At 65.0% G+C, this 11295-nt stretch carries 14 protein-coding genes and 2 tRNA genes; 7 read left to right on the forward strand and 9 right to left on the reverse strand.

Annotation, left to right across the window (positions count from 1 at the left end; genetic code table 11):
* Positions 1-13: 13 nt before the first annotated feature.
* From B6V74_RS03340 to B6V74_RS03360, 5 genes are all read right to left on the reverse strand, one after another.
* A complete protein-coding gene (locus B6V74_RS03340; RefSeq protein ID WP_088721946.1) occupies positions 14-574 on the reverse strand; it encodes a copper chaperone PCu(A)C in 561 nt (186 codons plus the stop codon).
* Between the two features lie 39 nt (positions 575-613).
* Positions 614-967: a hypothetical protein gene (locus B6V74_RS03345; protein ID WP_075776203.1), complete on the reverse strand. Its 354-nt coding sequence runs from the start codon at positions 965-967 to the stop codon at positions 614-616.
* A 113-nt stretch (positions 968-1080) separates the two neighbouring features.
* The gene (gene rpmB, locus B6V74_RS03350) at positions 1081-1368 is read right to left on the reverse strand and encodes a 50S ribosomal protein L28 (protein ID WP_075776204.1); all 288 of its coding nucleotides are present in this window, start codon (positions 1366-1368) and stop codon (positions 1081-1083) included.
* A 182-nt stretch (positions 1369-1550) separates the two neighbouring features.
* Positions 1551-2207 carry a GntR family transcriptional regulator gene (locus tag B6V74_RS03355; RefSeq protein WP_088721947.1) on the reverse strand — a complete coding sequence of 219 codons (657 nt, stop codon included), beginning with the start codon at positions 2205-2207 and terminating at the stop codon, positions 1551-1553.
* A 31-nt stretch (positions 2208-2238) separates the two neighbouring features.
* On the reverse strand, positions 2239-2940 hold the full coding sequence (locus B6V74_RS03360; protein WP_088719095.1) for a SprT family zinc-dependent metalloprotease: 702 nt from the start codon (positions 2938-2940) through the stop codon (positions 2239-2241).
* Between the two features lie 137 nt (positions 2941-3077).
* On the opposite strand from B6V74_RS03360, the gene B6V74_RS03365 reads away from it, so the two are divergent.
* Together B6V74_RS03365 and B6V74_RS03370 are read left to right on the forward strand one after the other, a co-directional pair.
* Positions 3078-3404: an FYDLN acid domain-containing protein gene (locus B6V74_RS03365; RefSeq protein WP_075776207.1), complete on the forward strand. Its 327-nt coding sequence runs from the start codon at positions 3078-3080 to the stop codon at positions 3402-3404.
* Between the two features lie 261 nt (positions 3405-3665).
* Positions 3666-3741 (forward strand) — tRNA-Ala (locus B6V74_RS03370).
* A gap of 501 nt (positions 3742-4242) precedes the next feature.
* Here B6V74_RS03370 and B6V74_RS03375 read toward each other — a convergent pair.
* The 4 genes from B6V74_RS03375 to B6V74_RS03390 all read right to left on the reverse strand — a co-directional run bounded on the left by B6V74_RS03375 (position 4243) and on the right by B6V74_RS03390 (position 7426).
* Complete coding sequence (locus B6V74_RS03375) at positions 4243-5211, reverse strand: class 1 fructose-bisphosphatase (protein WP_088721948.1); 969 nt, start codon at positions 5209-5211, stop codon at positions 4243-4245.
* A gap of 61 nt (positions 5212-5272) precedes the next feature.
* On the reverse strand, positions 5273-5698 hold the full coding sequence (locus tag B6V74_RS03380) for an RpiB/LacA/LacB family sugar-phosphate isomerase (protein WP_346425915.1): 426 nt from the start codon (positions 5696-5698) through the stop codon (positions 5273-5275).
* 80 nt (positions 5699-5778) lie between these two features.
* Positions 5779-5855, reverse strand: a tRNA-Arg gene (locus tag B6V74_RS03385).
* Positions 5856-6001: 146 nt separating this feature from the next.
* Entirely contained in the window at positions 6002-7426 is a 1425-nt protein-coding gene (locus tag B6V74_RS03390) for a HAMP domain-containing sensor histidine kinase (RefSeq protein ID WP_075776230.1), read from the reverse strand.
* Positions 7427-7731: 305 nt separating this feature from the next.
* Here B6V74_RS03390 and rpmH point away from each other — a divergent pair, with 305 nt between their 5' ends.
* The 5 genes from rpmH to B6V74_RS03415 all read left to right on the forward strand — a co-directional run bounded on the left by rpmH (position 7732) and on the right by B6V74_RS03415 (position 11287).
* Entirely contained in the window at positions 7732-7866 is a 135-nt protein-coding gene (gene rpmH / locus B6V74_RS03395; protein ID WP_075776231.1) for a 50S ribosomal protein L34, read from the forward strand.
* 130 nt (positions 7867-7996) lie between these two features.
* Positions 7997-8425: a ribonuclease P protein component gene (rnpA, locus tag B6V74_RS03400; RefSeq protein ID WP_088721949.1), complete on the forward strand. Its 429-nt coding sequence runs from the start codon at positions 7997-7999 to the stop codon at positions 8423-8425.
* The gene (gene yidD, locus B6V74_RS03405) at positions 8422-8712 is read left to right on the forward strand and encodes a membrane protein insertion efficiency factor YidD (RefSeq protein WP_075776232.1); all 291 of its coding nucleotides are present in this window, start codon (positions 8422-8424) and stop codon (positions 8710-8712) included. The genes rnpA and yidD overlap by 4 nt, the downstream gene beginning before the upstream one ends.
* Entirely contained in the window at positions 8705-9586 is an 882-nt protein-coding gene (gene ttcA, locus B6V74_RS03410) for a tRNA 2-thiocytidine(32) synthetase TtcA (RefSeq protein WP_088719098.1), read from the forward strand. Before yidD ends, ttcA begins: the two co-directional genes overlap by 8 nt.
* Before the next feature lie 81 nt (positions 9587-9667).
* A complete protein-coding gene (locus tag B6V74_RS03415; RefSeq protein ID WP_088721950.1) occupies positions 9668-11287 on the forward strand; it encodes a GGDEF domain-containing protein in 1620 nt (539 codons plus the stop codon).
* The last annotated feature ends 8 nt before the right edge of the window (positions 11288-11295 follow it).

Raw genomic sequence — 11295 nt, forward strand, 5'->3', positions numbered from 1 at the left:
CGCCCTGCCCGGCTTACATATCGCCTTCTTTCTTATCCATGGTGGGCTCGGTATGTTCCGGCTCGCCGTGGGTCACGTCTTCATTTGAAATCTCCGGTGTGGAGACAGGCGCGGGATCCTGCGCAGTCTCGGTCGGCTGATCGCGGCTCAGATCGACCGGGACGTCGACGACCATCAGTCCGGTTTTCTCGAAACGCAGATTGAGCGTGACCATGTCACCCTGATGGAGCGACTGCTTCAGCCCCATGAACATGACGTGATCGCCGCCGCGCTGCAGGACATGCTCGCCCTTGGCGGGAACCTCGAAGCCTTCCTTGACTTCGAGCATCTGCATCGCGCCGTTCGGTCCCTGCTTGTGCGTATGCAGTTCGACACGCGCGGCAACGTTCGAGCTGACCGAGACGAGCCGGTCGTCGAGATCGGAGATGTTCTTGATCTCCATGAAGGCCGCCGCCGATTTCGACATCGGGGTCGAGACCCGGACATAAGGGTCGATGATCTGGATCTGGTCAGCGGCGAAGGCGGGGAGAGCGACGGCGATCAGCGCCGCGCTCATCAGGTATTTGCGGATCATTCATGTCTCCTGAGGGTGTATTCGTCTGAAGGCTGGGGATCAGACGGCTGCAGGCGGACCACGGGCGCGCGGCACCACGAAGGCCTGCGCCTGCGCGCTCTCGAGCTCGACCGTCTGCAGCCTGCGCCCCTCGCCCTGCGGCGGAGTCGGCAGGGCCGGCGCGACCGCGACGGCGGCCATCATCGCCAGCACCATGTCGGGACAGAGATGCACGGGGCCAGTCGGGTTGCCATCGGCATCGACGCTGATCGTGGTCACGCCATAGCCGGTGCAGATCACCACCTCGCCCGCGACACGCGCCTTCCCGCGCGCAACCGCCATGGTCATGCTGGTCATGGCCAGCACGAGCGCCGCGACGATCCCGATCAGTAGCTTGAAGCGCGTCCTCCACATGGCGCTCACACTAGCGTGAGGATGTGACGATGGGAATGCGACAGTTCAGCCGAACAAAGCAAAAACCCCGCGCCTCGGCGCGGGGTTCTCGAAAATTCCGATCCGGAAAGGGATCAGGCGGCAGCCTGAGCTTTCGCGATCGCTTTCTTGATCTTCAGAGCGTTCACCGAGAGGTCCGCATCCTTCGCCTTGGCGAGGAACGCGTCGAGACCGCCGCGATGGTCCACCGAGCGCATGCCGGCTGCGGAAACGCGCAGCTTGAAGCTCTGGCCCAGAGTATCCGAGATCAGGGAAACATCGTTCAGGTTCGGCAGGAAGCGACGACGCGACTTGTTGTTCGCGTGGCTCACTTTGTTGCCCGTCGTGGGGCCCTTGCCGGTCAGTTCGCAAACGCGCGACATGGCATTCTTCCTTCGTTTCTTACCTGGCCGAAGTTACGCGAATCGCGCGCCCGGCCCCAACATGAAAAGGCGCCGCTTGGCAGCGCCCGAAAATCTGTTGGCGCGGAATACGGCCAATGGCGCCTCGCGTCAAGTCGCCCAGGCCGATTTTATACACCTTCCCCACCGCTTCAGGGGCGGTTTCACCACCCGCGCTGAGCCAGATGGCGCAAACCCTGGGTCACATCGGTGCGCACGGCCAATCTCAGCGCCGGTTCGTCGCCCGCCCGCAGAGCGGAGAGAATCATCCGGTGATGGCGCGGCGGCTCGTTGCGCTGCAGCTTGGTATAGACCGCGCGCATCGTCGGCCCCAGCTGCAGCCAGACGGTCTCGATCACCGCGAGCATCGCGGGCGCCTGCGCGCGTAGATAGAGCATGCGGTGGAATTCGAGGTTGGTGCGGATGTAGCCGACCGCATCCTGTTTCGCGACGGCCTCGGCATTGGCGACGTTGATCGCACCGAGACGGTCGATCAGCGCGAGGTGGGCGCGCGGCAGGGCACGGGCCGACAGTTCCGGCTCGATCAGCGCCCGCAGCGCGGCCAGCTCCTCGATCCGTTCGTTGGACAGCTCCGGCGTGGTTACCCGCCCCGAACTCGACAGCGTCAGCGCGCCTTCCGCAACCAGCCGCCGCAGCGCCTCGCGCGCGGGGGTCATGGAGACACCGTATTGCTTGCCCAAACCCCGCAACGTCAGCGCAGTGCCCGGCAGCAACTCCCCCACCATGATCTGCTGGCGCAAAGTGCGGTACAGCCGATCATGGGCGGCGGTCTCGATGGGGCGTGTGGAAATCGTTGTCATTCGCTTTTTGTGATCACGTTGCCGCCGCGGGTCAATCGCGAAACCGGATCGCATGGAGCGCGGAGCCTTCGCGCTTGAGCCATGCGCGCTCTGCCTTGAAGCTCGGCCGCAGGGATTCGACGACGCGCCAGAAGGCGGGCGAGTGATTCATCTCCTCCAGATGCGCGACCTCATGGGCCGCGACATAATCCAGCACGTCCGGCGGCGCCATGATCAACCGCCAGCTATAGGAGAGCGCTCCGGTCGAGCTGCAGGACCCCCAGCGCGAGCGGGTGTCGCGAATCGTGATCTTCGCGAAGTCACGCCCGATCTCGGAGGCGTAGCGCGCGGTCGCCGCATGCAGTCTCTGACGAGCTGCGTGTTTGAAGAAAGTCTCGACCCGCACGCCCAGCCGTGCCGGATCTTCGGGCACGAGGAGGCGCGCGCCGTCGATCTTCGGGCTGCGCAGCGACGCGGGTTCGAGCATCAGCATCTGCCCCTGGAACGGGACAGCTTGTCCGAATCGCACGGCCTGCGCGGGCGGGATCGCCCCGAGCGTCTTGCGCAGCCATTCGGTTTGCGAGCGCGCGAAGGCCAGCGCCTCTCGCTCGGACGCGCCCCGCGGGATCGTGAGCGCCACCCGCCCGTCGACCCGCGACACCCGCAATGAGAACCTGCGCGCGCGCCCGGAACGGCGCATCACCAACTCCACCTCGGGCAGTTCGGGAATGTGAGGTGGGCGGGACAGGGGCATTCTCCGGCAGGTTCGGTCACGAGGCGCGGCCATCGGGTCGCAGCCCCACAAGAAAGGCGCGAAAAGGCTTTGACACCCTGCGCGGCATGTGGCAGTTGGCTGCGACTCTGCTGGATATAAGTGCGCAGGAGAATTCCATGCCGAAAGAGGAATGGGGCGTCAAGCGTCTGTGCCCGCATTGCGCGAGCCGCTTTTACGACCTGAATAACGACCCGATGACCTGCCCGGTCTGCAACAACACCTTCACCCTCGAGGCTCTGACCTCGGGCAGCGGTCGCACGCTCGTGACCGACAAGACGTCGTCGCAGAAAGATGACGACGTCAATCTCGACGATGACGATCTCGACGACGATAACGGCGACGTGGATCTCGACGACGATCTGCTCGACGATGACGACGATGACGACAATGTCTCGCTCGATGACATCGCGGATGTCAGCACCGAGGACAAGGAAGACAACTGATCGGCTGGGCTGCTCGGACGAGAGATCAAGGCGCAACGGGAAACCGTCGCGCCTTTTTCTTTTTCCGGACGTGAGGCCGTGCCTTTCCCGCTTCTCCCCTGCCCCGACGCGCCCTCTAGGCCAGCGCCGCTCAGGTGACGCACGGGAATACGCAGCGGACGAAAATTTCCCCCGCCTTCACAACAAATTCCTCTTGCGCCGCCCCGACGCTTTGCCTATACGCCTCCCCACACAGCGGGCCTGACCCGCTGGACCTCCGGTGGGGCCATAGCTCAGTTGGGAGAGCGCTTGAATGGCATTCAAGAGGTCAGGGGTTCGACTCCCCTTGGCTCCACCAAACAAACTTCCGAAAACGCATCCGATCACATCGCGCTTGTCCTGAGAAGTTCGCCGCGCGCCGGCGCGGTCCGGTTGCCTTGCGCTTAGGCTCCCCCGCATAGGGCTTTCTTCCGCCAGCGAACGACACCGTGAGGACGTGGAGTGTGCGCCAACGCAGCCTTGTCGACCTCAATCGGGCGAGCGCGCGCTTCGGGACGCGACCGACACAGGCGTTGTACTTCGTCGAGTAGCGTCCACCGAGGTCGTCCTTTGCGCGCCGCCAACTCACTCGTGCGCGCGGCCTGTTCGTCGGAGAACGGCCGCTCGCGATCGCGACGATAGCTTCTTCGCATTGGGGCTCGTATCCCGTTGCGCGTCTTCGAACGGAAAGCGTGGTTTCTGCGGCATTCCGGGGCCATGGAGAAAATCGCTCAACATGTGCCGCACTTGTGGCTGGCCTCGACAGGCGACGTGCTCAGCGCGCCGCCAGCAATTGGCGTAGCGTGATGCGGTCCATAGGTCAGGTCTCCTCCGAAAGATATGTCTTGATGATCTCGACCTCTTCCGCCGCGCCGAACACGAGCGGCACGTTCTGGTGCGGCGCCTCCGGTACGAGATCGAGGATGCGCTTGGTGCCATCGGTGGCGCGGCCGCCTGCCGCTTCGATCAGACAGGCGATCGGCACCGCCTCATAGGCCAGCCGCAGCCGCCCCCCTCGATACCCCTCGCGTCGGTCGGCTGGATAGAGGAACGCGCCGCCCTTGAGCAGGATACGGTGCAATTCACCGGCCGCCGCCGCCAGCCAGCGCATGTTGAAATCGCGCCCGCGCGGGCCCTCTGCCCCGGCGCGCAACTCTGCGGCCCAGCGTTGCAGCCCCGGGCTCCAATGGCGCTCGTTAGAGGCGTTGTAGGCAATGGTCGACGCTTTGGGCGACAGCCGGACATCCTGCGCCGTCATGCGGAAGTCCTCGCCGTCATAGGTGGCGATCTGCACCCCCTGCCCGGCCGTGAACCCGAAATCCAGCGAATGTCCGAAGGAGGCATAACCCGCCGCGATTGCCTCCGAACCAGGACGCCGGAAATCGGCGGGCCCGGTCGGATAGATCGCGAACAGCATCCCGAGCGGCGCGCCGATACCGATCGAGCCCGACCCGTCGATCGGATCGATCGCGAGATCGAAGCGGCCTTCCGGGTCGAGCAGTTCGACCTCTTCGGCCTCTTCCGACAGCATGTGCCGCACACCCAGCCCGGCAAGCGCCGCAATGATGTGGTCATGCGCGCCAACATCGAGCGCCTTCTGCACATCGCCGCTCTCATTCTGACCACAGGGCGCGGCCGGATCGCCGGGCAACCTGCCCGCCGCGAGCCGCTGCTCGATCGGCGGCAAGGCATTCGCCAGCGCGGCGATGATCTCTCCAAGCCCGCCAGCAGGCAGGCAGTCACGCAGGTGCGCCGCCTGCGAGGGACGGTCGTTCGGCAAGGTCAGCATGTGGGAATTCCGTCAGTGAGTTGGGACCGGGCGGCGAACCGCCCGACCCTCGGGAGTTCGCTCAGACCGTCGTGTGATACTTGGCATCGACCGCGTCAATGGCCTGAACGTTGTCCGCCGATTTCCCCTCGGGATCGAAGGACGAGGCCAGGAAGGCATCGGCGATGTCTTTCGCGAGCTCCGCACCCACGACCCACGCGCCCATCGTGATGATATGCGCATTGTTCGAGGTCGCCGCCTTGCCCGCCGAATAGGTGTCGTGGGTCTGGGCTGCGCGGATACCGGGCACCTTGTTGGCCGAGAGACAGACGCCAATCCCGGTGCCGCAGCACAGAGCTTTTAGAGATGCCGCAGTCGGTCGCGACGCGCAAAGCCACGCAAATCGCACAGTCGAGCGCGAGGCCGGGTCCCGGCGGCGTGATACTCCGGACACCACGCACCTAAGCCTCTGCCATACGTCATGCGCAACGTCTGGGACTGCAGCCACGCCAGCGCTTGACAGCTATCACCGCGCGCGTAACCGCATCAGTGGTGTGCTGATCATCTATATTTCGGAAGGGAGAGAAATGGCGGACCCGGGACGATTCGAACGCCCGACCCCTTGATTCGTAGTCAAGTGCTCTATCCAGCTGAGCTACGGGTCCGCTTATGTGGGGCGATGTAACGGCCACGTCGGAGCGATGCAAGAGCAAATTCGCGGCAATTTCGCAAAACCGTCAAAATTCCCGGATGCCCTCGCGGCAGCCCTGCGGATGGGTGCATCGCTGCCGGCGCGTAACCCCGCACGGGCTCAGGAGATTGCGCCGGCGCCCTTCTCGGAGACACAATCCAACGCGACATCGGAGGGCAGGAAGATGCGAAACTCGGTGCCGCTCCCATCGGTACGAACGAGGTCCAGCCGCCCGCCATGGCCACGAATCAACTCCGCGGCAATAGCGAGGCCGAGCCCCGTACCGCCCGCTCGGGTGCCCCCGGTGAACGGCTTGAAGAGATGTTCGCGGGCGGTCTCGGGCAGTCCGGGGCCACTGTCCTGCACGCGAATCCACCAACCTTCGGAATTCTCGCCTGCGCCGATCTCTACCGTACCGTTCTTTCCGGTGGCCTCGATCGCCTGACGGGCATTGCGCACGAGGTTGTTGAGCACGCGGTAGAGCTGCTCGCGGTCGGCACGGATTACCAGGTTCGGCGGCATGTCGGTGACGAAATCGACGACCGGGCCTTCGCTCGGGTGTTCCTCGTTTTCCAGAACTTCCTGCGCCAGCTCGCCGAACATGAAGCGCGACAGCGTCGGCGGCGGCTCCTTGGCCTTGCCGAAGGCGAGCGTCGTTTCACAAAGGTTGATCGCGCGCTCGATCGAGCCGGTCAGCTTCGGCGCCGCGCGCTTCACGCCCGGATCGTCCGAGCTTTCCATACGGTCGGCGAAGAGCTGCGCCGTGGTCAGGATGTTGCGCAGGTCGTGGCTGATCTTGGCGACCGCTTGCCCCAGCTGTGCGAGACGCTCCTTCTGGCGCAGCGACGCGGTGAGCTGCTGCTGCATCGAGGCCAAGGCCTCTTCCGCCACGCGCAGTTCCTCGACGCTGGCCTGCGGGGTTATGATACGCCGCGCGTCTTCGGGCGCGTCCGCGTAGGATGACATATGCGCTACAAGCCGCTTGATCGGCACGACCATCAAGCGCCGCACCAGCAGGAACAGCAGAACGGCGGTGATCACGGAGAAGACCGCCGAGATCGACAGGAGCCGTAGCCCGTATTCCACCATCGCGATCCGCATCGGCTCGGTCGCGAGCGTCACCTCGATCACGATGCCGCCCTTCTGCACCGGCTGCCCCAGCACCCGGATTACGCGATCCTCGGAATCGAAGAGCGCATGCACCGCGTCACGGATGCGCGTCCATTCGGTCGAATCGCGCAAATCGTAGGTTTCGGTCACGGGCGAGGGAATCGGAGAGGACAACACCAGCTGCCGCGCCGCATCTCTGCGCAGCACGACGTTGAAGACGCCCGCGTTGGAGAGCAGTTCCTTTTCCAGATCGGGCGCGATGGTGGTGTCTGTGGTCAGCAGCGCGAGCGAGGCGATTTGCGCCCGCTCGAGTCGCGTAAGAAGATAGTCCTCACGGAAATTCGCCAGCCCCGGCAAAAGGATCAACGCCTCGGCGAGCACCACGAAAACCGTGGTCAGGATCAGAAACCGTCCTGAAAGAGTGTTCACTTTCATCGCCTATCAAACGCAGAGCCGCCCCGCAGCGTCGGCCTGTCCCCTTCACTGTCACTCTTGATGCACCGCCCGTCAGGATGCAAGGATGCCATCCTGCGCGTCAGCCGCTCTTTGTGCACAAGATAGGTGGCTCGCACGAAAGGCAAAACCCCGTGAGCGGTCACGATCCATGCGAAGCGACCGGAAAAGCCGGAAAAAACCCGCTTTCGCGAATTGACTTGCCGGGGAGAGGTCACTAAAGAGCGGCTTCGAAATGCTATCTGGCCCTCGAATCCTGTTTCTGGGCCCGAACCGGAGTGAAAACGATGAAACGCACGTTCCAGCCGTCGAACCTCGTTCGCGCCCGTCGCCACGGCTTCCGCAGCCGCATGGCCACGAAGGGTGGACGCCGGGTTCTCAACGCCCGTCGCGCGAAGGGCCGTAAGCGTCTGTCGGCTTAAGGCCGTTACAGCCGCGACTGGCTTTTGACGCCGCCGGATGCTTTTCGCAGGTCGGGCCCTCGGGTCGGATCGGTGAAAAGACCGGCGGCTTCGCTATTTTGCGCGCCGTTTATTCGCCGGAGGTCCCCTGATGGCCGCCATACGCTCAGATGATCCGACTCGCCCGACCGCGGTTCTGCGGCAGCGGGCGGATTTCCTGAAAGCGGCCTCTGCGCAGCGTAAGGGGATGCCCGGCTTTCTGCTGCAGGCGCGCAAACGCCGCGAAGACGAGCCCGTCGCCCCCGATCTGATCCGCGTGGGTTTCACCTGCTCGAAGAAGCTCGGCAATGCGGTGGCGCGCAATCGCGCGAAACGGCGTCTGCGCGAAATCGCCCGCGCCGTTCTGCCCAAGGCGGGTCGGCCGGGCTGGGACTATGTTCTGGTCGGGCGCCCCGAGGCGACCGCAACGCGCGACTTCGCCGCCATGCGGGCCGAATTCGAGACCGTGCTCACGATCATTCACGATTTGCCGATCACCCCGCCGAGACCGCGCAAACCCAAGGGGAGCAAACGCAAATGAGCCCCCTCGCCCGAATCCTCGCCCTGCCGGTTCATGCCTATCGCTTGCTGCTCAGCCCCTGGATGGGGCACGGCTGCCGCTACCAGCCGACTTGCTCGGTCTATGCGCTCGAAGCGCTCGAGAGGCACGGCGCACTGAAAGGGGGATGGCTTGCCGGGAAACGGCTCCTCAGCTGCCACCCCTGGGGCGGGCATGGCTACGACCCGGTGCCTGGCGCCGATCCCGAACATGACGCCGCCCATCGTTGCGCCCATGCGCATGACGCGAAGGACACTCCAGATGCTTGATGACGAAGACAGCCCGATCCATCCGCTTTTCGCAGGAGCGCCCTCGACGACCGAGTTCAAGAAACTGCGCAAGCGCATCGTGCGCGAAACCCGCGAGGCGATCGAGAAATACGGCATGATCGAACGCGGTCAACGCTGGCTGGTCTGCCTGTCGGGCGGCAAGGACAGCTACACGCTGCTGGCCGTGCTGCACGAGCTGCAATGGCGCGGGCTGCTGCCGGTGGAGCTGCTGGCCTGCAATCTCGATCAGGGCCAGCCGGGCTTCCCCGCGACCGTGCTTCCGGAATTCCTCGAGAAGATGGGCGTGCCGCACCGGATCGAATATCAGGACACCTATTCGATCGTGATGGACAAGGTCCCGCAGGGCCGCACCTATTGCGCGCTTTGCTCGCGGCTGCGGCGCGGCAACCTCTATCGCATCGCGCGCGAGGAAGGCTGCTCGGCCGTCGTGCTGGGTCATCACCGCGACGACATTCTCGAGACTTTCTTCATGAACCTGTTCCACGGCTCGCGCCTTGCGACGATGCCGCCCAAACTGCTGAATGAGGAAGGCGATCTCTTCGTCTATCGACCGCTCGCCTTCGTCGCGGAGGAAGATTGCGAGAAATTCGCCCGCGCGATGGACTATCCGATCATCCCTTGCGATCTCTGCGGCTCTCAGGACGGGCTGCAGCGCCAGCAGGTGAAGATGATGCTCGACGGCTGGGAGAAGAATGCCCCCGGCCGCCGCAACAAGATGTTCAAGGCGCTACTCAACGCGCGCCCCTCGCACCTGTGCGACCCCGCGATCTTCGATTTCGCGGGGCTCGAGCGGCGCGCGGAGAGTGAAGCGGATTTTAACGAAAACGTCCCGGTTTTGCGCGAGCGCGATTAACCGGCTGAATACCAATTGCGCCTAACCTCGCCTGCGAAGGGGGCTCCTGAGGGGCCTGCATGTGCCACGGGGGTAGGTGTCATGGGAAAGGACGGGGGCAAGCGCGCCGCCCGCAAATCAGAGCTGCGCGCAAAATATCATGGCAAGCCGGGGCCGGTTCTGCTCCGCCGCGAGATGATCGCCTTCGTACCGGCCTGTGGGCTCGCCCTGCTTTGGGTGGGGCCCGAGGCGATGGTGTTGATCGGCCTTACCGCGCTTCTAGTGGGATGGATGACCCGTCCCCTGCCCGTCCCGCTTGAGACTGACGAGGAAGGCTGCGACCCCGCTACCGGCCTGCCGCCGCCAAATGCCGCGATCTCCGAAATGGCCGCATCCCTGCAGGACGCGCGGGCGCGCAATCGCCCGACCGGCTGCCTGATCCTCGGCCTCGACGCGCCGGAGCAGGCGCTCCGGCGCCTGCCGGCCCGGGACTTCGACCTGCTGCTGCGCCGGATCGGCGAGCGGCTTCAGGGGCAGCTGCGCAGCGGCGACGTAGTCACCCGATGGGAGGGTGCCCGTTTCGCGGTCCTGCTGCGCCCGACGCCACGCCTCGGGCTCGAGGGCATGATCCAGCTTTGCGGGCGCCTGCAGGAAGCGGTAAGCGAGCCTTACTCGATCGCGGCACAGACCGAACAGATCACCATGCATATCGGCTTTCACCTCGTGGGCCGGAGTGATGCGCCCCCTGCCCATCGCGAGGACGCCGCCACGCTGGCCAAGGCCGAAGCGCACGCCCATGCGGAGGCGGAGGCGGCCCTGTCGCGCGCCGAAACCGCCGCCGAGCGCGCGATGCGCAGCGGCCCCGGCGCGATCCGCTCCTCCCGTTCCAACAAGATCGTCATGAAAGAGCCGGGCCCGCACCCGCTATCCGCCAGCGTGAGGGAGGCACTGGAGGCCGGGCATATAAAGGCGTTCTTCCTGCCGCAGATATCCACTGATACCGGGGACATCGTGGGATTTCAGGCAATCCCGCGCTGGCTTCACGCGCAGCGCGGGATCCTGACCGAAAGCGAGATTCTTCCCGCGATCGAAGCTGCAGGGCTCGGCGCGCGCTTCTCCGAGGTGATGCTCTACGCGGCCTTCGGTGCGCTGCGCGACATCTCGCGCGACGGCAGCGACTTCGGCCCGGCCTCGCTGCCATTCCTGCACGGCCAGATGGGCGACCCGAGACTGGCCGAGCGGCTGGCCTGGGAATTCGACCGCTTCGGGATCGCCCCGAACCGGCTGCGGCTGATCGTCCCGCAGGCGATGGTGGCGCGGCTCGACGATCCGGTTTGCTGTCGCACGCTGCACGAAATCAAACGCCTCGGCTGCCTGATCGAACTGGCGGGGTTCGGCTCCGGCCCCGTCTCGGCAGAAACGATCCACCGGCTCGGACCGCAGCGGCTGCGCATCCATCGCTCGCTCACCGCACAGATCGACCACAACACCGAACACCAGCGCCTGACCGCCGCGATCGTATCGATGGCCGAAGGTCTGGGGCTGAAAACGCTCGCCGAAGGGGTGCCGGGTATCGCCGAGCACGCGATGCTGTGCCAGCTGGGCTGCTCAGCGGTGCAAGGCCCGGCGATCGCCGCCCCGATGCCGATCAGCGAATTTCTCGATTGGGCAGAACGGCACCGCACCAAGCTCGCCGCGACGCCGCAAATCGGCCGGCGTTGAGCGGCCCC

This window comes from Thioclava sp. F42-5 (assembly GCF_002213195.1).
GTDB classification, from domain to species: domain Bacteria; phylum Pseudomonadota; class Alphaproteobacteria; order Rhodobacterales; family Rhodobacteraceae; genus Thioclava; species Thioclava nitratireducens.